16 protein-coding genes are annotated in these 20,617 nt (G+C 68.1%); 8 read left to right on the top strand and 8 right to left on the bottom strand.

Annotated features, from left to right (window positions below; all coding sequences use genetic code 11):
* Positions 1 to 2 precede the first annotated feature (2 nt).
* The 6 genes from OP498_RS01030 to gorA all read right to left on the bottom strand — a co-directional run bounded on the left by OP498_RS01030 (position 3) and on the right by gorA (position 6,727).
* Positions 3 to 1,508 (bottom strand): UUP1 family membrane protein, encoded by a 1,506-nt coding sequence (locus tag OP498_RS01030; protein ID WP_280545853.1) that lies wholly within the window; start codon positions 1,506 to 1,508, stop codon positions 3 to 5.
* Between the two features lie 43 nt (positions 1,509 to 1,551).
* Positions 1,552 to 2,400 carry an ATP-dependent zinc protease gene (locus OP498_RS01025; protein WP_280545855.1) on the bottom strand — a complete coding sequence of 283 codons (849 nt, stop codon included), beginning with the start codon at positions 2,398 to 2,400 and terminating at the stop codon, positions 1,552 to 1,554.
* A 325-nt stretch (positions 2,401 to 2,725) separates the two neighbouring features.
* On the bottom strand, positions 2,726 to 3,136 hold the full coding sequence (locus OP498_RS01020) for an ectoine synthase (RefSeq protein WP_280545856.1): 411 nt from the start codon (positions 3,134 to 3,136) through the stop codon (positions 2,726 to 2,728).
* A 93-nt stretch (positions 3,137 to 3,229) separates the two neighbouring features.
* A complete protein-coding gene (gene ectB, locus OP498_RS01015) occupies positions 3,230 to 4,495 on the bottom strand; it encodes a diaminobutyrate--2-oxoglutarate transaminase (protein ID WP_280545858.1) in 1,266 nt (421 codons plus the stop codon).
* A gap of 108 nt (positions 4,496 to 4,603) precedes the next feature.
* Complete coding sequence (gene ectA / locus OP498_RS01010; RefSeq protein ID WP_280546024.1) at positions 4,604 to 5,182, bottom strand: diaminobutyrate acetyltransferase; 579 nt, start codon at positions 5,180 to 5,182, stop codon at positions 4,604 to 4,606.
* A 183-nt stretch (positions 5,183 to 5,365) separates the two neighbouring features.
* Entirely contained in the window at positions 5,366 to 6,727 is a 1,362-nt protein-coding gene (gene gorA / locus OP498_RS01005; RefSeq protein WP_280545860.1) for a glutathione-disulfide reductase, read from the bottom strand.
* A gap of 162 nt (positions 6,728 to 6,889) precedes the next feature.
* Between gorA and can the strand changes: the two genes are divergently transcribed.
* The 8 genes from can to pepQ all read left to right on the top strand — a co-directional run bounded on the left by can (position 6,890) and on the right by pepQ (position 15,776).
* Positions 6,890 to 7,540: a carbonate dehydratase gene (gene can, locus OP498_RS01000; RefSeq protein ID WP_280545862.1), complete on the top strand. Its 651-nt coding sequence runs from the start codon at positions 6,890 to 6,892 to the stop codon at positions 7,538 to 7,540.
* A 148-nt stretch (positions 7,541 to 7,688) separates the two neighbouring features.
* Positions 7,689 to 9,263, top strand: coding sequence for an ABC transporter substrate-binding protein (locus OP498_RS00995; RefSeq protein ID WP_280545864.1), 1,575 nt, complete (start codon positions 7,689 to 7,691; stop codon positions 9,261 to 9,263).
* A 106-nt stretch (positions 9,264 to 9,369) separates the two neighbouring features.
* Positions 9,370 to 10,416, top strand: a complete 1,047-nt coding sequence (locus OP498_RS00990) for an ABC transporter permease (protein WP_280545865.1) — start codon at positions 9,370 to 9,372, stop codon at positions 10,414 to 10,416.
* Positions 10,413 to 11,369, top strand: a complete 957-nt coding sequence (locus tag OP498_RS00985; RefSeq protein ID WP_280545866.1) for an ABC transporter permease — start codon at positions 10,413 to 10,415, stop codon at positions 11,367 to 11,369. Before OP498_RS00990 ends, OP498_RS00985 begins: the two co-directional genes overlap by 4 nt.
* A 4-nt stretch (positions 11,370 to 11,373) precedes the next feature.
* Positions 11,374 to 12,393 carry an ABC transporter ATP-binding protein gene (locus OP498_RS00980; protein WP_280545867.1) on the top strand — a complete coding sequence of 340 codons (1,020 nt, stop codon included), beginning with the start codon at positions 11,374 to 11,376 and terminating at the stop codon, positions 12,391 to 12,393.
* Positions 12,393 to 13,445 carry an oligopeptide/dipeptide ABC transporter ATP-binding protein gene (locus tag OP498_RS00975; RefSeq protein WP_280545868.1) on the top strand — a complete coding sequence of 351 codons (1,053 nt, stop codon included), beginning with the start codon at positions 12,393 to 12,395 and terminating at the stop codon, positions 13,443 to 13,445. The genes OP498_RS00980 and OP498_RS00975 overlap by 1 nt, the downstream gene beginning before the upstream one ends.
* A gap of 64 nt (positions 13,446 to 13,509) precedes the next feature.
* On the top strand, positions 13,510 to 14,460 hold the full coding sequence (locus OP498_RS00970) for a LysR family transcriptional regulator (RefSeq protein WP_280551677.1): 951 nt from the start codon (positions 13,510 to 13,512) through the stop codon (positions 14,458 to 14,460).
* Positions 14,457 to 15,776, top strand: coding sequence for a Xaa-Pro dipeptidase (gene pepQ, locus OP498_RS00965; RefSeq protein WP_348533470.1), 1,320 nt, complete (start codon positions 14,457 to 14,459; stop codon positions 15,774 to 15,776). Before OP498_RS00970 ends, pepQ begins: the two co-directional genes overlap by 4 nt.
* Before the next feature lie 114 nt (positions 15,777 to 15,890).
* Here pepQ and msrA read toward each other — a convergent pair whose 3' ends face one another.
* Both msrA and OP498_RS00955 read right to left on the bottom strand, forming a co-directional pair.
* Entirely contained in the window at positions 15,891 to 16,505 is a 615-nt protein-coding gene (msrA, locus tag OP498_RS00960) for a peptide-methionine (S)-S-oxide reductase MsrA (RefSeq protein WP_280551675.1), read from the bottom strand.
* A gap of 51 nt (positions 16,506 to 16,556) precedes the next feature.
* Positions 16,557 to 20,612, bottom strand: coding sequence for a translocation/assembly module TamB domain-containing protein (locus tag OP498_RS00955; RefSeq protein ID WP_280551673.1), 4,056 nt, complete (start codon positions 20,610 to 20,612; stop codon positions 16,557 to 16,559).
* Positions 20,613 to 20,617 lie beyond the last annotated feature (5 nt).

Here is a 20,617-nt window from a genome sequence, read left to right as displayed (position 1 = left end):
TGTCAGTCCTCCGTGACCGGCTTGAAGCGGCGCAGCTCGAGCAGGCGATAGCCGGTGTAGTTGCCGAGCAGCAGGATCAGCGCCATCAGGATCAGCTGGACGCCGAGGAAGTTGAAGGTGATGTGGCGGATCCAGGGGTTGTTCATCGCCAGGTAGGCCAGTACCGCGGTGAGCAGGCTGCCGCCACCCTGGATCAGCACCTGCTTGGGACCTTCCTCCTCCCAGAGGATCGACATCCGCTCGATGGTCCAGGAGAGGATGATCATCGGGAAGAAAGTGATGGTCAGGCCGGCGTTGAGCCCGAAGCGGTAGGAGAGCACCGAGAACACCGAGATGATGGCGATGACCGTGATGATCACCGCCGTCACTCGCGCCACCAGCAGCAGGTTCAGGTAGGAGAGATAGTTGCGGATCACCAGTCCCACGGCCACCACCAGCAGAAAACCGATCAGCCCGGTGATCAGGGTGGTCTGGATGAAGGCCAGCGCGATCAGCACGGGCATGAAGGTGCCCGAGGTCTTGATGCCCACCAGCACCCGGAGGATCACGACCATCAGTGCGCCGATGGGGATCAGCAGGATGGTCTGGAACAGCGCCTGGTCTTCCAGGGGCAGGCTGTGGATCGAGAAGTTGAGCAGGGTGTCATCGGCCAGCTCGCTGCGCACCGCCGCCGCCGCCGGCTGGTTGCGGGAGAGCATCGAGAAACCGATCCGCGAGTTGCTGCCGCCCTGGACCTCGAGTACCGCCTGTCCGGCGGACTCCCAGAGGAGCAGGTTGTCCGGCCGGCCCCGGGCACCGGTGCGAGGATCGAACAGCGCCCACTCCTGGTCATCGAAGACCTGGATCCAGGGTGTCAGGCTCTGCCGCCGGCGGCCGTGCTCGAGCAGCAGGCCGCTGACCTCGCGGGCCGGCACGCCGGCCTGGTTGAGCAGGCGCGCCAGCAGCGGGGTGCGATCGAATTGGGTCAGCAGGAGGCGAGCATTCTCGCCCTGGCGCTCCTCTGTGAAGTCGGTGATCAGCTCGCGCGCGAAGGTGAAGGGGTCGGCGCTGCGCGTCCAGGCCCGCTCGATCACCTGGCTGGCCGCGGTGTCGTAGGGGCTTTCCCAGACGATGTCACGCCGCAGGGGAGGGGCCTCGACCTTCGGGTTGCGCGACTCCGGGGCCACCAGCGCCTGGACGCTGTAATAGAGCTGCTGGTCGCCGATGGCCTCGCGGGTGGACCATTCGGCGCGACGGCCGCCGTTCTCCTCGAGGAAGGCCAGCCCGTAGCCGGGCGAGGCGGTGTGTTCGGTGAGGATGCGATACCCCTGCTGACTCGAGGGCAGCGCCATGTTGACCTTGGCCGGGCCGCCCTCGGCGGTGAAGTTGACCTGGGCCTCGATCTCCCAGACCTGGCGTTGTTCGCCCGGTGTCCAGGGCACCTCGAACTGCACGTGGCGGTGGATGCTCAGGGCAACACCGGCCACCAGCAGGAAGGCGACGATCAGGTAGAAGGGCAGTCGTGACATGGGTCTTCCTTGATGGGGCTTGGGTCAGGCGACGTAACGAACGTCACTCATCGGCTGCTTCCTCGCGATCAGCGGCCTCGTCGGCGCCGGCTTCCGCTGCCGGACGCCCGCCCGGGAACTCGGGGCGTTCATGCAGGTATTGCTCGGCCACGTCGATGACGGCGATGTCCATCAGGAAACGGCGACCCAGCAGTACCGGATGGTCCAGGTGGGTGCGGTCATTGAGGCTGAACTGCACCGTCTCGCGCAGCGGCCCCAGGGTCATCAGCAGGCTGATCACCGGACGCGAATCCTCGCCGGAAGCCTGGATGATGCGCACCCGGCGCTCCACCGGGGCCTCGATCCACTCGCCGCGCACGCTCTCGACCAGGCTATCATCGTCATTGAGCCCCAGCTTGAAGCGCACCCAGTTCTCGCCATCACGCTCGAAGCGGGTGATCTTGGTGGCCGACAGCGACGAGGTGGTGGCACCGGAATCGATGCGCGCCTTGAGGTAGGTGCCGACACCGGGCAAGCCGATCCATTCGCTGCGCCCCAGGATCTCCTTGTTGTCCAGGCGAGTCTGGCTGTCACGGCACTGGCGGGTCACCTCCGGTGCGTCGTCATCGCGGTCGAGGCGCGCCACCTCGCCACGCAGTTGCCGCAGCAGGCTGCCGACCTCGCGCACGTCCGCCGACAGCGCCTGCTGGCGTTGCAACTGCTGATCGAGCCTCGTCTGCTGGTCGGTCACGCAGATGGAGGTGACGGCGCCTTCCAGCCGCTCGATACGTGCCTGGAACTCTGCGCTGGTGACGGGCGGCGGTGGGGGCTCGCGCTCGGGCAACAGGGTGCAGCCGCTCAGCAGCACGGTGGCAACGATCAGGGTGCCGGCGAACGGCAGGCGATGGCGCATGAACAGAGCTCGAGCATCGGGATGATGCGTGATGATAAGGAGTCGCCTCCAGCCTTGTCCAACGTCGACGGGGTGCGACAGCATGATTATAGACGGTCCTGACGGCATCATCCCCGACCATATCCCCGGCCATGATTTAACATAATATACATTATACGAACTTAAGGAGATAAGCCATTTCAGCGTCCTCAATCGCACGGCGATGAAGAAATTCGGGGTCACCCTTGCCGAGATCACTATCGTCTTCGACCGGACGCCGTGACAAAACGCCCCCGGCTCGCGGGAGCCGGGGGCGTCGGAGAATCATCTCGACAGCGCTGGTCGATCAGAGCGGCTTCTTGTCGTCGGCCTCGGCCGGCGCGTAGGAACCATCCTCGCGGTGCACTTCGTTGCCGGTCAGGCCCGGCGTGAACACGCAGGCCAGGTGCATGGTCTTGCTGGCGCGCAGCAGGTGCTCGTCGTGCTGGTCGAGGATGTAGATGTCACCCGGCTTGATCGGCCAGATCTTGCCGTCGGCCAGGGTCTCCACCTCGCCTTCGCCCTCGATGCAGTAGACCGCCTCGAAGTGATGCTTGTAGTGGATGTGGGTCTCGGTGCCTTCGAAGATACGCGTGATATGGAAGGAGCAGTTGCCGCCATCATCAGCCAGGCTCAGGCGGGTGCTGTCCCAGTTGCCGTTCTCGGCCTTGACCAGGCGGTCGGTCTTGCGGGTTTCCTCGAGGTTGCGAACGATCATGGTTGCTCTCCAGTGGTGTCAGTGACGGACCGGTCAGCCCCTGCCGACCGGTCGATGACCGGGCCACCCACATGGGGCGACACCCTCAGACTATCAGCTAAGCGCCTGCTTGGTACTAGTCTCGAGGATATCGAGGCCCTTCTCCAGCTCTTCGTCGGTGATGGTCAGCGGGCAGAGGCACTTGACCACCTCGCCGTCCTGACCACTGGTCTCGATGACCAGGCCATTCTCGAAGGCCTTGTGGGTGATCTTGTCGGCAATCTCGCCGCTGCCAACGTCGATGCCACGCATCAGGCCACGGCCACGCTCGGAGGCCTCAATGCCCAGCTCACGGAGCATGCCGGCGATTTTCTGGAAGCGCTTGGCGACCACCTCGCCCTTGCGCGCCACGTCCTGCTCCAGCGCGTCGTCGCTCCAGTACTGGCGCAGGGCGGCGGCCGCGGTGGTGAAGGCCAGTGCGAAGCCGCGGAAGGTGCCGTTGTACTGGCCCGGTTTCCAGACGTCGAGCTCGGGGCGCATCAGCACCTGGGAGAACGGCAGGCCCAGACCGGAGAGCGACTTGGAGTTGGTGACGATATCGGGGACGACGTCGGCATGCTCGAAGCTGAAGAACTTGCCGGTGCGACCGCAGCCGGCCTGGATATCGTCGACGATCAGCAGGATATCATGGGCGCGGCAGATGCCCTCGAGGCGCTTGAGCCAGTCGAGGCCGGCGACGTTGATGCCGCCCTCGCCCTGCACGGTCTCGACGATGACACCGGCCGGGATGTCTAGTCCGCCGGACTTATCGCCGAGCAGCTTCTCGAAGTAGTCCAGAGTGTCGGTGCCCTCGCCCAGGTAGCCGTCGAAGGGGATGAAGCTGGCGCCCTGGGTGGGCACACCGCCGGTGGCCTCGCGGAACTTACGGTTGCCGGTGGCGGCCAGCGCCCCCATGGTCACGCCGTGGAAGCCGTTGGTGAAGCTGACGATGTTGTAGCGGCCCTTGGCATGGCGCGCCAGGCGGATGGCTGCCTCGACGGCATTGGTGCCGGTCGGTCCGGGGAACTGGACCTTATAGTCCAGGCCGCGCGGCTTGAGGATCACCTCTTCGAGGGCCTCGAGGTAGTCACGCTTGGCGGCGGTCCAGAAGTCCAGGCCGTGGATGATGTTGTCCTCGGCCAGGTAGTCGAGCAGCGCCTGCTTGATGTGCGGGTTGTTGTGGCCGTAGTTGAGGGTGCCGGCGCCGGCCAGGAAGTCGATGTATTCGCGGCCGTTCTCGACGGTCAGGCGTGCATTCTGGGCCTTGGTGAAGACCACCGGAAAGGAGCGGGAATAGGTCCGAACGTCGGACTCCATGCGTTCGAGGATCTGGGTCTGCATGTGCGACCTCCTGTTGGCAATAGAAAGGGATCAGGACGCGCTAGCGCGGCTGAAGAAGTGTGGGGTCGCCTGCCGCCCTGGAGCGGTAGGACCAGTGAAGCGGGACCCTCAGATACGATCGGTCTGGAAGGGGCCAATGCGCACGAGGTTTTCCGGGTCGTGCTCGCCACCGAGCTGGTCGGTGGAGAAGTACTCGCGGCTGTTGAGCGGCGCCTGCCAGCGTTCGGCAAGCCGCCGAAACAGGCCCCAGGAGGCCTGGTTGTCGGGCGTGATGGTGGTCTCGAGATGGTAGACCTCGGCCATCTCCGGGCGGGTCATGACGGCTTCCACCAGGCGGCGGGCCAGACCGGTGCCGCGCGCCTTCTCGCCGACCGCCACCTGCCACAGGAAATAGGTATCCGGGGCGTTGCTCTTCACATAGCCGGAGACGAAGCCGACAATCTCGCCCTCCTCGTTGGTAGCCACAGCGCAACTGTCGCGGAACTGGGTCGCCAGCAGCAGGTAGGCATAGGCGGAATTGACGTCCAGCGGGGGGCAGGACTTGACCAGTTCGTAGATCCCCCAGCCGTCATCCGGATTGGGCTTGCGGATGAACAACGGGTAGGCCTCGTGACCGACCACGGCATCCGCTACGGTGGGGCGGGCCAGGTCGGCGGAGGGCGTGAAGGGCTCGGTGGTTGCGTTCATTGTCATGGTTCGCTGTAGCGAATTTGGGGAGGAGTATAACAGCGGCTAATCGGCAATTCAAAACCATGATTATCCTGGCGCCACGGATCCATAATGGAAAATTATGCTGCGTGATCCCCGCTCGTCAGTCGAGCCGCGTATCTTCGATAATAGACCACTGCGGTGCCTGCAGCCGGCATGGGCTCAGCGCCGTGTCGGCACGGGCATGGTGACGAACTCCTCGGCACCGGTGGGGTGGATGCCCACGGTGGCGTCGAAATCGGCCTTGGTGAGGCCCGCGCGCACCGCCACGGCGATGCCCTGAATCACCTCGCCGGCCTCCTCGCCCACCATGTGGGCCCCCACCACCACATCGCGCTGGTCGTCGACGACCAGCTTTATCAGGCAGCGCTCGCTGCTGCCGGAGAGGGTGTGCTTCAGGGGGCGGAAGTCGGCGACATAGACGCGGATCTCGCCGCACGCCTCGCGGGCCTGCTCCTCGGAGAGCCCCACCGTGCCGATGTTGGGGTGACAGAACACCGCGGTGGGGATGTTGCGGTAGTCCAGCGCGGCCGGCTCGGCCTCGTCGAAGTGGTGCCTGACCATCTGCATCGCCTCGGCGAGCGCCACCGGCGTCAGTTCGGGCCCGCCAGTCACGTCGCCCAGGGCCAGGATGGAGGGCACTGAGGTCTCGAAGCGCTCGTTGACACGCAGGTGGCCGCTGTCGGTCAGCGCGATGTCGAGGCGGTCGAGGCCCAGCCCCTCGAGATGGGGGCGGCGACCGGTGGCGGACAGGACGGCATCCACCTCGAGCTGCTCGCCGTTGGTGAGGCTCACCCGCAGTCCCCCTTCGACCTTCTCGATGGAGGCTATGTTGGCCTCGAAGTGCAGCTGGACGCCCTTCTTGGCCATCTCGTCGCGGGTGAACTCGCGCACCTGCTGGTCGAAGCCGCGCAGGAAGAGCTCGCCGCGGTAGACCAGGTGGGCCTCGCTGCCCAGGCCATTGAAGATGCTGGCGAACTCCACGGCGATATAACCGCCGCCGAGGACCAGGAAGCGCTCGGGAAAGCGCTCGAGGTCGAAGACACGGTTGGAATCGACCACGTGCTCGTTGCCCGGGAAGTCCGGCACCCAGGGCCAGCCCCCCACCGCTACCAGGATATTCGCCGCGCTCAGGGTCTCGTCGTTGACGCTGACATGGTGCGCATCCAGCACCCGGGCGCGGCCGTTGATCAGGCGCACACCGGCAGTGTCCAGCAGGCGTCCATAGATGTCGTTGAGCCGCTTGATCTCGCCGATCTTGTTGTCACGCAGTGTGGTCCACTCGAAGCGCGGGGCCTCGGACAGGTGCCAGCCGAAGCCGCCGGCGTCCTCGAAGGCCTCGTGGAAGTGCGCCGCATGGGAGTAGAGCTTCTTGGGCACGCAGCCCACGTTGACGCAGGTGCCGCCCAGGTAGCGATCCTCCGCCACGGCGACCCGCGCGCCGCTGGCGGCGGCGGTACGGGCGGCGCGGACCCCGCCGGACCCCGCCCCGATCACGAAGAGGTCATAGTCGAAATCTGACACGCAAATCTCCTGTCGAAGGGTCGAGCCGCATCGGCCCGCCAGTGAATCTCGAGACGGATCATACCAGCCGAGACGGGGCCCTGGGAGAGCGGTTGACCGCCTCGGCGGGTGAAGTTACAAGGGTTCACCCTACAACCCCGACCGAGCCAACCGGAGCCCGCCATGAAACAAGAGATCGAGAGACTGCTGGCCAACAACCGCCGCTGGGCGGAGAAGATGTGCCAGGACGATCCGGACTACTTCGCTCGCCTCGCCCGCCAGCAGAGCCCCGAGTACTTGTGGATCGGCTGTTCCGACTCCCGAGTGCCGGCCAATCAGATCATCGACCTGCCGCCGGGCGAGGTCTTCGTCCACCGCAACGTGGCCAACCTGCTCCACCACAATGACATGAACGCCCTCTCGGTGGTGCAGTTCGCCGTGGACGTGCTCAAGGTGCGCCACATCATGGTGGTCGGCCACTATGGCTGCGGCGGCGTGCGCGCCGCTGTCGCCGGCGGTGAGTGTGGCATGGTCGACTACTGGCTGCATTCGGTCCGCGAGCTCTACAGTCGTCATCGTGGAGCCCTGGAAACACTGCCCCTCGAGGAGCAGGTCGACCGCATGTGCGAGCTCAACGTCGAGGCCCAGGTCAACAACCTGTGCCGGACCAAGATCGTCCAGCGGGCCTGGCAGCGCGGCCAGGCGCTCTCCGTGCACGGCTGGGTCTACGGGCTGAGCGACGGCCGGGTCTCCGATCTCGACTGCAGCGTCCATGGCCTCGACCAGGTCGCCACCCTCTATCGCATCGACCGCATCACCCCCGCCGGAGACTGAGCCAGGCCCCATCCGGCGGGGCTCATTCGCCGGGCGCATGAGCCCTCTCACAATTTCGATTGTGCCTGCGTGGCCGAGCTCACTATGTTGTTGGCTGGACCTTCGCGGTCATCACATCAACAACAAGCCAACCAGCATGGAACGACACATGACTCTCAAGAAGACCCTACTGGCGAGCGTGATCGGCGCCGCCATGACCACCGCCGTGCTGCCCTCCGTGGCCAGCGCCGAGACCACCCTGCGCATGGCCTACGATGCCGACCCGGTCTCGCTGGACATCCACGAGCAGCTCTCCGGGGGGATCCTCCAGCTCTCCCACATGACCTTCGACCCCCTGGTGCGCTGGAACAAGGACCTGGCCTTCGAGCCGCGCCTGGCCACCGGCTGGGAGCAGGTCGACGACACCACCATGCGCATGACCCTGCGTGATGACGTGGCGTTTCACAGCGGCAATGCCTTCAGTGCCGAAGATGTGGTGTGGACCGTCGAGCGCCTCAAGCGCAGCTCGGACTTCAAGGCGATCTTCGAGCCCATCGAGAGCGTCACGGCCATCGACGACACCACCGTGGAGTTCAAGACTGCCAAGCCCTATCCGCTGCTGCTCAACCTCGCCACCTACATCTTCCCGCTGGACAGCGAGTTCTACAGCGGCACCGACGCGGACGGCGACCCCAAGGACGAGATTGTCAAGAACGGCAACTCCTTCGCCTCGACCCACCTCTCCGGCACCGGCCCCTTCACCGTGGTCGAGCACCAGAAAGGCACCCGCATGGAGTTCGACCGCTTCGACGACTACTGGGACGACGAGTCCCCGGGCAACGTGGAGCGCATCGTGCTGACCCCGATCAGCGAGAACGCCACCCGGGTGGCCGCCCTGCTCTCCGGGGACGTGGACTTCATCGCCCCGGTGCCGCCCAACGACCTGGAGCGGGTGCGCGAGGACGAGGATGTCCAGCTGGTCACCATGTCCGGCACGCGGATCATCTTCTTCCACATGAACCAGGAGCGCGTCGAGGCCTTCCAGGACCCGCGGGTCCGCCAGGCCTTCGCCTATGCCGTCAATCAGGAGGGCATCGCCGACCGCCTGATGAAGGGCTTCGCCACCCCGGCGGCGCAGTTCTCGCCAAAGGGCTATGCCGGCCATGTCGAGAGTCTCGAGCCGCGCTACGATCTGGAGAAGGCCAAGCAGCTGATGGCTGATGCCGGCTACGAGGATGGCTTCGAGATCTCCATGATGGCGCCCAACAACCGCTACGTGAACGATGCCAAGATCGCCCAGGCGGTCGCCGCCATGCTGGCGCGCATCAACGTCACCGTGGACCTCAAGACGCTACCCAAGGCCCAGTACTGGGGGGAGTACGATGACCGCGCCGCCGACATGATGCTGATCGGCTGGCACGCCGACACCGAGGACAGCGCCAACTTCCACGAGTACCTGACGGCCTGCCCGGATGCCGACAGCGGCGCCGGCCAATACAACGCCGGCAACTACTGCAACCCGGCGCTCGACAAGCTGGTGGCCGAGGCCAACCTGGAGGTCGACCTCGAGAAGCGGGCCGAGATGCTGCAGCAGGTCGAGCAGACCCTCTATGACGAGGCGGCCGTGGTGCCCCTGCACTGGCAGGATCTGGCCTGGGCCTCGGCGTCCAACATCGATATCGAGCCGATCCTCAACGTGATGAACTTCCCCTACCTCGGGGACCTGGTCATCGAGGGCGAGTAAGCCTGCCCCGCACCGGCCCGCACGGGCCGGTCATCCGAAACCTTGACCTCTGCGACGCGCTCGCCCGGCGAGTGCGTCGCCGCGTGTTGCACACGGGACGCCAGCCATGATCGCCTTTTTGATCAAGCGCCTCTTCCATGCCCTGCTGGTGATGTTCATCATCAGCATCATCGCCTTCGCCATCCAGGACAACCTGGGCGACCCCATCCAGCAGATGGTCGGCCAGTCGGTCCCAGAGAGCGAGCGCGAGGCCCTGCGCGAGCAGCTGGGCCTCAACGACCCCTTCCTGGTCCAGTACCTGCGCTTCGCGGGCAATGCCCTGCAGCTGGACTTCGGCTACTCCTACATCTTCAACCAGCCCACCACCGAGGTGATCCTGCGCCACCTGCCGGCGACCCTGGAGCTGGTCTTCGCCACGACCCTGCTGATTGTGCTGCTCTCGGTGCCGATCGGCGTCTATAGCGCGATTCGGCCCCGGGCGTGGCTGTCGCGTTTCTTCATGGGGGTGTCGATCATCGGCATCTCCATCCCAGTCTTTCTCACCGCCATCATGCTGATCCAGCTGTTCGCCATCGGGGTGAGCTGGTCGCCCTTCCCCGCCGATACTGGCTGGGGGGCCTGGCTCAACGACCTGGTCAGTACCGAGGGCGGCATGCCGGCCTACGGACGCGGCAACCCGGTGCCCGTCTTCGGCACCTGGGCGACCAACTTCGCCTCCCTCGAAGGCCTCACCTACCTGGTGCTGCCGGCCATCTCGCTGGCCTCGATCATGCTGCCGCTGTTCATCCGCCTGATCCGCGCCGAGATGCTCGAAGTATTGCAGTCCGAGTACGTGAAGTTCGCCCGCGCCAAGGGCATATCGCTGCGCCGCATCTACTTCTTGCACGCCCTGAAGAACACCATGCTGCCGGTGATCACCATGGGCGGGGTGCAGATCGGCACCCTGGTGGCCTACACCATCCTCACCGAGACGGTCTTCCAGTGGCCAGGCATGGGGCTGATGTTCCTCAATGCCATCCAGCGCTCCGACGTGCCGCTGATCATCACCTACCTGATGATCGTGGGGCTGATCTTCGTGATCACCAACACCCTGGTCGACCTGATCTATGGCCTGGTCAACCCCACCGTCAAGCTGACAGGGAAACCCGCATGACAACCACGAACTCTTCCATGGCAAGCGCCCCCGTGGCGAGCCGCTGGTCACGCTTTCGCGGCTCCTACTTGCTCTACAGCTTCAAGCGTGACCCGATCGCCCAGCTCAGCCTGGTGGTCTTCATCGCCCTGGTCGCCGTGGCGGTACTGGCACCGTGGCTGGCGCCCATGAACCCCTATGACCTGGCGCAGATCGATATCATGGCCTCGGAACTGCCGCCCTTTTGGGTCGAGGGCAGCGACCCGACCTACCCGATGGGCACCGACGCCCAGGGCCGCGACCTGCTCTCCACCCTCCTCTATGGCGCCCGGGTGTCGCTGATCATCGGCTTCGGCGCGGTGGCCTTACAGGCACTGCTGGGCGTCAGCTTCGGGCTGCTCGCCGGCTATCTGGGGGGGCGCGTGGATGCCTTCCTGATGCGCCTGGCCGACATCCAGCTGTCGTTCTCCACCCTGATGGTGGCCATCGTGGTGGGCGCGTTAGTCAAGGCGGCGTTCGGTGGCGCCACCTTCAGTGCCTATGCGGTGCCACTGCTGGTGCTGATCATCGGCCTGGCCGAATGGCCCCAGTACGCACGCACGGTGCGCGCCTCGGTGCTGGCCGAGCGCAGCAAGGAATACGTCGATGCGGCCCGAGTGATGGGCTTTACCAGCCGGCGGATCATGTTCCGCCATATCCTGCCCAATACCCTGTCGCCGATCTTCGTCATCTCCACGGTCCAGGTGGCCAACGCCATCATCTCCGAGGCGGCGCTCTCCTTCCTGGGACTGGGCATGCCGGAAACGCACCCGTCGCTGGGCTCGCTGATCAAGTCCGGCTTCGACTACCTGCAGTCGGGCTCCTGGTGGATCACCCTGATCCCCGGCCTGGTGCTGGTGGTGCTGGTGCTGGTGATCAACCTGCTCGGCGACTGGCTGCGCGACGTCCTCAACCCGCGACTCTACAAGGGCTGATCCCATGGCACTCCTCGACGTAAACCATCTCGACGTGCGCTTTGCCCTTCGCCGCGGCGATGTCCAGGCGCTGCGCGATGTCAGCTTCAGCCTCGAGCGCGGCGAGCGCCTGGGGATCGTGGGCGAGTCCGGCGCCGGAAAGTCGGTGGCGGCCTTCAGCCTGCTCAACCTGATCGCCAAGCCGGGCTATATCGCCGGCGGCAGCATCCACTTCGACGGCCGTGACCTGACCCAAATGAGCGACCGGGCGCTGCGCCATGTCCGCGGCCATCGCATGTCGATGATCTTCCAGGATCCGATGATGACCCTGAACCCGGTGCTCTCCATCGGCGAACAGATGGTCGAATGCCTCAAGGCCCACCGGCGCATCTCGAACCGTGAGGCCCGGGCGATCTCGCTGCGCAAGCTCGAGCAGGTGCAGATCCCCTCACCCGCGGCACGCCTGGACCAGTATCCCCACGAGCTCTCCGGCGGCATGCGCCAACGGGTGATCATCGCCATCGCGCTGCTGCTCGACCCGGACATCATCATTGCCGACGAGCCCACCACGGCGCTGGACGTGACCATCCAGGCCGAGATCATGGCGCTGTTGCTGGAGCTCTGCGAGAAGCACAATGTCGGCCTGATCCTGATCACCCACGACCTGGGCGTGGTCAGCCAGGTCACCCAGCGCATGCTGGTGATGTACGCCGGCCGGGTGATCGAGCAGGGCCCGACCCGGGAGATCATCAACGACCCCCAGCATCCCTACACCCAGGGGCTGATCAACGCCCTGCCCCAGATGGCCACCCCGGGCAGCCGGCTGAACCAGATCCCCGGCAGCATGCCCTCGCTGGACAACCTGCCGAGCGGCTGCGCCTTCCACCCGCGCTGCGGCTTCGTCGAGCGCGCCGACGGCACCCCCCGCCGCGCCTGCATCGACGAGGCCCCCGGTTTCGTGACCTCCGGCAACTGCCGGGTCGCCTGCCACATGGTCGCCGAGATGCTCGAGCGCGAACGCATCCCGGCCGAGGAGATTCGCTGATGAGTGCCACCGCCAAAGCCCAGGCCCTTTCGCCAGAGGCGGCTTCCCCCCTGCTGGAAATCCGCGGACTGGAGAAGCACTTCTCGCTCTCCGGAGATTTCCTCGAGCAGCTGAAGTTCAAGGGGGGCAGGATCGTCCGCGAACAGCAGCACGTGCATGCCATCAACGGCGTCGACCTGGATATCCAGCGTGGTGAAGCGCTCTGCGTGGTCGGCGAGTCCGGCTGCGGCAAGTCCACGGTGGCCCGCACCGTAATGGGCCTGCTCCACCCCACTGCCGGCGAGATCCACTATGACGGCCAGCGCATCGACGATCTTTCCCACAAGGCGCTGATGCCCTACCGCCGCCGCATGCAGATGATCTTCCAGAACCCCTATGCCTCGCTGAACCCGCGGATGACCATCCAGCAGACCCTGGAGGAGCCGATCCGCCTGCACCACCCGGACTGGTCGCCGCAGCGCATCAAGGAGCAGGTGGCCGAGGTGATGACCTCGGTGGGCATCGCGGCCGACTGGGGTGGCCGCTATGGGCACGAGTTCTCCGGCGGCCAGCGTCAGCGCATCGCCATCGCCCGCGCCCTGGCGGTGGACCCCGAGTTCATCGTGGCCGACGAGCCGATCTCGGCGCTGGATGTGTCGATCCAGGCCCAGGTGTTGAACCTGCTGATGGAGGCCCAGCAGCAGCGCAACCTGACCTACCTGTTCATCACCCACGACCTGGCGGTGGTGGAGCACTTCGGTACCCGGGTGGCGGTGATGTATCTGGGCCGGGTCTGCGAGGTGGCGCCGACGGCAACGCTCTTCGCCCGGCCGCGACACCCCTACACCCAGGCCCTGATGTCGGCGATCCCGCGCCTCGAGGACGACCGGCCGCAGCACATCCGCCTGCAGGGCGAAGTGCCCACACCGGTCAACCTGCCCTCGGGCTGCGTCTTCCACGGCCGCTGCCCCCATGCGAACGAGCGCTGCCGACGCGAGGTCCCGGCGCTGATCGCCACCGCCGATAGCGGCCAGGTGGCCTGTCACGCCGTGGAGGAAGGGCGCATCGACTGAGGCCCGCCGCGCTATGGCACAATGCCGAGGCCGAGACACGGCCGCGGCTCGCACGAGGATCGACATGGAACTGCGCTGGCTGGAAGACTTCATCGCCCTGGCCCGGAGCCAGCACTTCTCCCGGGCGGCGGAGGAGCAGAACGTCACCCAGCCGACCTTCTCGCGACGCATCAAGCTGCTCGAGGAAGAGATGGGCACCACCCTGATCAACCGCCAGACCCTGCCGCTGTCGCTGACCCCGGCCGGGGAGGAGTTCCTCGGTCTCTGCCAGGAGGTCACCCGACGGGTGGCGGCGACCCGGCAGCGGCTGGTTCACCTGGCCGAGGAACAGGCCGGACAGCTGCGGCTGGCGGCGCCGCAGAGCCTGCTGGCGCACTTCCTCCCCGAATGGCTGGCCGGCTGGGCCTCGCCGCCCCCGCTGACGCCCTACCTGCGTGCCACTGGCTGGCTGGCCAGCGACTTCTTCGAGGCCCTGGCCCGCGACGAGTGTGATCTGGTCCTCTGCTACTGGCCAGCCGGCGCCTGCCCGCTCATGCCCGAGACCGAAGGGCTCGCCCATCACTGCCTGGGCCACGAGAGGATGATCCCGACCTCGCTGCCCGAGGCCGACGGCCGCCCCCGTTTCGCGCTCGAGGCCAGGGGCCGCTTCACCCTGCCACTGATCGCCTACCACCCCCGCGGGCTGATCGACCTGGCCCTGCGTACCCACCTGGATGCACTGCCCGGGGCACCGGGCTTCCGGGTGCTCCACGAGAGCATCCAGAGCGGCAACATCCGCGAGCTGGTCGGCCTGGGCTACGGCCTGGGCTGGCTGCCCGAACGCACCGTGCGCGGCGACCTGGCCGCCGGCCGCCTGGTACGGGCCGGCGATGCGCGCTGGGAGGTGCCCCTGGAGATCCGGCTCTACCGCCGTCGCGATCGCGGCCAACCCGCCCTCGAGGCCCTCTGGGAAGCGCTGTCCAGCGGCGCCGCCCATCCTCGTCACACGCCGATCCCCTCACCGGAGTCCCCATGACCGCCACTGCCATGCCCTCGTCGCTCGCCACCCTGCAACTGCGCCACCTGGAGTCCCTGCAACGGGCCTACGACGAGGTGTTGACGCACCTGGGGCTCGACGGCGTACTCCTCTACAGCGGCCACCCCCGCCGTCACTTCGCCGATGACCAGGAGGCGAGCTTCGCCGCCTACGGCCACTTCATGCACTGGACCGGCCAGGCCGACCTCGCGCGCAGCTGGCTGCTTATCCGCCCGGGTCAGCGACCGAGGCTCAAGGTCCATGCCCCGGACGACTTCTGGCACCTGCCGGCCCGCCTGCCCGACGAGCCCTGGGTGGAAACCTTCGAGATCGAGATGGGCCGCGACGACGCTCCGCCCGCCCTGCCGGCCGGTCGCTTCGCCATGCTCGGCGAGGTGTCCGCGGCGCTCGCCGAGGCGCTCGGCGCCGCCTGCAACCCGACGGCCCTGGTGGCTGCCCTGGACGAGGGCCGCGTCCGCAAGAGCGACTACGAGATCGCCTGCCTGGGTGACGCCAACCGGCAGGCCATGGCCGGCCATCGCGCCGCCCGGGAGGCGTTCCTGGACGGCGGCGCCGAGCTCGACATCCAGCTCGCCTACCTGGGCGCCTCCCGCCAGCGCGAGACGGACCTGCCCTACGCCAGCATCGTCGGGCTCAATGCCCACGGCGGCGTGCTGCACTACCAGCACTACGACAGCGTCGCCCCGAATAGCCGGCGCAGCCTGCTGCTCGACGGCGGCCACCGCCAGCGCGGGTATTGCGCCGACATTACCCGCACCTGGGCGGGGCCCGATGCCGACCCCGCCTTTGCGGCGCTGATCGAGGGCGTCACGGCGCTGCAGCGCCGGCTGATCGGCGAGCTGGCGCCGGGGGTCGACTACGTCAAGCTGCATCAGGGCATGCACCGGGACCTGGCAGAGCTGCTGGCCGACCAGGGCCTGGTCCACTGCACGCCCGAGGCGGCGGTGGCCCAGGGCATCACCCGGGCCTTCTGTCCCCATGGCCTGGGGCATTCGCTGGGCCTGCAGGTGCATGACGTGGCCGGCCGGATGGACGGCGCGGGGCGGCCGCTGCCGCCGCCCGAGGCGGACCCGGCCCTGCGCCTGACCCGGGAACTGGAGGCCGGCATGGTGGTCACCATGGAACCCGGGCTCTACGTGATCCCCATGCTGCTGGCGCCGTTCAAGGAGGGCGCGGCAGGCCGCGACATCGACTGGCCGCTCGTCGAGCGCCTGGCCGACCACGGCGGCATCCGCATCGAGGACAACCTGGTGATCACGCCCACCGGCCACGGTAACCTCACCCCGCCGGAGTGACACCCCGATGGGCGCGACCTGGCAGGCTGCCGACGACCGCCCGCTGGCGCTGTTCGCGAGGCGGCCGGCGCCTTCCCCTTCGCTGCGGGGGGAACTCGCCCACCGGGCGGGCGATCAGCCGATCGGGCAGCTGATGCCGGTCCCCTTCAGGCCGCAGTAGCCCCCGGGGTTCTTCGCCAGGTACTGCTGGTGGTACTCCTCGGCGCAGTAGAAGGCCTCGAGGGGTTCGATCTCGGTGGTCACCGGGTCCCTGCCGCTGCGCGACAGCGCCTCGCCGTAGGCCTCGCGGCTGCGTTCGGCCGCCTCGCGCTGGGCCGGCTTGGTGGTGAGGATGATCGAGCGGTACTGGCTGCCGATGTCATTGCCCTGGCGGTTGCCCTGCGTCGGATCATGGGCTTCCCAGAACACGCGCAATAGGGCTTCCAGATCGATCTCGTCCGGGTCGAAGACCACGCGCACCACCTCCGCGTGTCCGGTTCGGCCGCTGCAGGTCTCCGCGTAGGTGGGATTCGGGGTCACGCCGCCGGCATAGCCCACCGCGGTGACATGCACGCCCGGCAGCTGCCAGAAGAGCCGCTCGGCCCCCCAGAAGCAGCCCAGACCCAGCACGATCTCTGCCATGCCCTCGGGCCAGGGGGGCTGCATGGCGTGGCCGTTGACCCGGTGGGTGCCGCGGATCGGCAGCGGCGTGTCGCGCCCTTGGGGCGCATGGTCGGGATGCAGTGGCATGGTGAGGCTCCATCGTCCGGTGGAATGTCTGACTAAACTGTCCGCTTCGTCTCATGGGCTCGGGGGATTGCCCGGCAGGCTGAAACTGTAGACCAGATCGACCGCCTGGGCCGCCCCCGAGACCGCCTCGAGATAGAGGCTGCGCCACAGTTGATAGCGCAGGGTGAGCTCGGCAATGGGCGAGAAGACGCCCACCCCGTAGCCGATGCTCAGGCGGTCGGTGAGGTTGCCGGTGACCCTCACTTGGCTCTCCTCTCCGGCCCCGGCGGTGTCGAGAGCCAGGTCGTCGATGCCGAAGGCCTCGCCGATGGCGCCCACGGCGCCGCCGGTCTGCCCCAGGGTGAGGCCGATCAGCGCCGAGGTCAGGGCCCCGTCGGCCCCGCCGCTGCTGTCCCGGGCACGGCCGCGCAGCAGGTAGGAGAGCGCGCTGGCCTCGTCCATGGCCGGTTCGGAGAAGATTTCCAGGGTCGGGGCGTCCGCGGAGCCGGTGACGCGCAGGCCGGCGATCACCTCGTCCTGGGTCGCCGCGGGATTGCGGATCGCCTCGAAGTCGAGCAGCGGCTGTCCCGGGGGGCCGCTGAAGAAGATGATCCCCTCCCGGATCAGCAGGTCCTGGCCGAAGGCCCGGAAGCGTCCGTCGACCAGGCTGACGTCACCGAACAGCTGGACCGGCCCGTTCTGCTGGCGGACCTCGAGGTTACCCGAGAGCCCCGACTCCAGGCCAAAGGCCTCCAGCTGCATGTCCGGCCCAAGGGAGAGGGTGATGCGGATATCGGAGGCCATGCCGGCCTGGGCCATCGCCTCGGCGGTGGAGGCACCGGGCTGGTCGCCTGCAGCAGCCTCGGCCTGGGCGGCCTGGCGGTCCTGCTCCTCGGTGATGATCACCTCATCCGGACTCGGGGCCATGGCCGAGTCGGGTACTTCCCCCACCTTGAGCCGCGCCCAGGGGATATCGACCGCCCCACGGACCCGCAGCCGCTCCGGGGTGGCGCGGATTCTCAGGTCCGGGGCCAGGCGCAGGCGGCCAAACTCGGGCAGCACCGCCAGCAGCGGGTCGTCGACGGCCTGCAAGTCGACGGCGGCCTGCCAGCTGCCCGACGCCGGCCAGCGCGCAGTACCCGCGATCCCCAGGCGCCCCTCGTCGGCGGCCAGGAAGCCGTCGATGTCGGCGCGGTCGCCGGCCAGTTCCACGACCAGCTCCCCGTCGCGCACCTCCAGCGGCAGGTCCAGGCCGCCGGCTCTCAGCCCCGCCAGGGCGAGCCGGCCGTCGAGCCGGGGCGACGCGCGGGTGCCGCCGATGCGGATATCGCCGTCCAGCCCCCCTTGCAGCGTCTCCAGGCCGGCCGCCAGGGGCCGATAGGGGGCCAGGCGCAGGTCCTCGATGCGCAGCCGGCCATCGAGGACGCCCTCCCCCAGCGGCTCGACGATGCCCAGGGCCAGGCGCAGCTCGCCGCTGTCGGCCAGCCCCAGCACCAGGTCAAGCTCCGCTTGCGCCTCGCTGGCCTCCAGCGACACTCCCAGCGTGGTGCCGGGGACCGACCAGGACCGACCATAAGCGTCCTCACCGGTGACCTCGGCGCGGCTGTCGAGGTCGGCGGCCACCTCCCAGCGCGCTCCGCCGGCAGACCAGCCGGCCGCCAGCGTGCCGGCGCTCTCGCCGCTGATACGCCACCCCGGCGGCATGGCGGCGTCGGCCAGGTCCATGGGCAGGTCGCGGATCGCGAGCGCCGCCCGACCGGCCTCGGCCGAGGCCTCCAGCGGCTCGCTCAGGCACACCTCGCCCCCCTGGCGGCGAGTCAGGCAGAACGGCGCCACGCGCGTCGAGCCCGCGGGTAGGTCGGCGTCGAAGGTCAGCGCCTCGGCGAGCCGGATATCCCCGAAGGCGCTATCGATCTCCAGCGGTGACAGGGTTCCGCGATAGCGCTCCCGGGCGGCGTCGAGCCCGCCCTCCAGGGCCAAGGCCAGCCGCGACAGCGGCATCTCGTCGCCGCCCTCCGCGGCCAGGCGCAGACGGTGCTCCGAGAGTCGCCCGTCGAGGTCCAGGGTGAGGGCGTCGAGACGCTGCCCGCCGGCCTCGAGGCGGCTGACCTCCAGGGCCACTGCCAGGTCGGGGTCATCCAGGCCGGCGACCCGGGCCGTCAGGTCGAGCGCCTCCACGGTATTGCCGGCGAAGGCCAGCGAGCGGCCGGTCAGCGCCAGATCGAGCTCCGGCGCCTCCAGGCTGCCCGCCGTGGTGAAGCGTCCGGCCAGGGTGCCGCCGAGGCCGGGGTAGAGGCTCTCCAGCGCGGGCATGTCCAGGTCACCGGCCAGGTCCAGGACCTCGCGAGTCACTCGCCCGGCCACGCTGACCCGGTTGGCGCCCTGGCGGAAGTCGAGGGTCTGGACGTCCCAGCGCATCTCGCTGTCCCCGGCGAGAACGGCCTCGAGGCTCAGCGGCCGGTCGTCCAGCACGCCCTGGAGATCCAGCCCCGGGACCTCGAGCCGCCAGCCCGCCTCGTCCTGGACGAAGGCCAGCTCGGCGCCGCCGCCCAGGCGACCGTCGAGGCCCTCGACGAAACGGCCGGGGTCCAGGTTGTCAAGCGACAGCGTGGCCTTCACGTCGAGGCCGTCGCGCCAGGCGGCCTGGCCGCGGCTGACCAGCACGGCACCCTGCTGGTTGACCGTCAGCGGTGACCAGCGGAAGTGCTCGAGGTCGCCGCTGCCAGTGACCAGCAGGTCGGTGGGCGGCAGTTGCGGGCCCCGGATATTGAGCGATACCCGGCTGCGGTAGTCGACCAGGCTGCCCTCCAGGTGCACCGCGAGCGCCTCGACCTGCCAGGGCTCGGCGGACGGGTCGGTTGCTTCCTCTTTCGGCTCGACCGGCGCCGTCTCGTCTTCTGTCTGGTCCGGCGCGGCTTCCCCCTCGCTGGCCGGCGTGTCCTCGGCCCCGGGCAGAGGCCACTGGAGGGCATCGCTTTCCAGCGAGGCGGTAAACGGCAGGGTCGGGTCGAGGGCGTCGAGTCGGGCCACCAGCTGGGCCTCCACTGGCCCCCGGGTGACCAGGTCGACCTCGAGGTCGGCCAGGCTGCCGGCCAGGGCGAGCTCGATGCGCTCCCCCGCCAGCGCCGGCATCCGTTGCGGCAGGTAGAGGTCGGCGGCCAGCCGGGCCTGCAGGGGATAGTCGTCACGAAGCGTCACGCGGGCCTTCAGCTCGGCATCCGCATCGGCGGTGGCGACCGCCAGGGTGTCGATCTCGACCTCCTGGCCGCGGGCGCTGAGGCGCAGCAGCAGCCGCTCGACGCCGTACTCGACCGACCCGGCGATCGCGAAGTCGTCGATGACCAGTTCCGGCACCTCCACTGCCATCGGCAGGGTCACCTCGGGGAGCACACGACGCGGCTGCTCGTCGAGCGGCAGGTCGGCGAGCCCTTCCAGCTCGGCGGCGGCCCGGGCCGGCAGCGGCGAGCGCATGGCGATGGCCGCATCGATGGCCGCCGCCGAGAGCCGGGGACCCTCCTGCTCAGCCTCGCTCAAGGCCAGGCGGGTGCCCGCCGAGAGCGGCAGGGTCAGGCGCGTGCCGGCCAGGCGGGTGGGTAGCAGGGTCAGGGTGCTCGCCTCGGCGCGGACACCGGTGGTGAAGGAGGCCCAGGCCAGCTGCGTGCCATCGGCGAGCCGTAAATGCACGTCGTTCAATGACAGCTCGCGCAGTTCCACCGGGAACGGCAGCTGGATATCCTCGAGGGGCGCGCCGGCCTCCTCCTGCGACGCCACCTCCGGCTCGGCGTCCGAGCCGGCCAGGCGGATATCGGCGCCTTCCACGGCCAGCCGGTCGAGACACAGCCGGCCCTGCAGGACGCACTCCTCGGACCACGCCAGTTCGAGGCGGGTCAGGGCGATGCGGGTCACCCCGGCTTCCAGACGGAGGTCATGCAGCACCAGGCGATCCAGCGGGGCCCCCTCCACGGCGCCCAGCTCGTAGAACCCGCGCTTGGCACCCTGCTCGAGCAGCACGCCGGTGCCCCAGGGCGAGAGCGCCAGGCCCAGCAGCAGCACCACCAGGCCCAGCAACCAGAGGGGCAGGACGATCAGCAGTCGGGCCAGGGCCCAGGTCAATGCACGGGTTCGCAAGATGG

This window comes from Halomonas sp. 25-S5 (assembly GCF_029889845.1).
Taxonomy (GTDB): domain Bacteria; phylum Pseudomonadota; class Gammaproteobacteria; order Pseudomonadales; family Halomonadaceae; genus Halomonas.
This window is presented reverse-complemented; position numbering and strand designations above follow the sequence as displayed.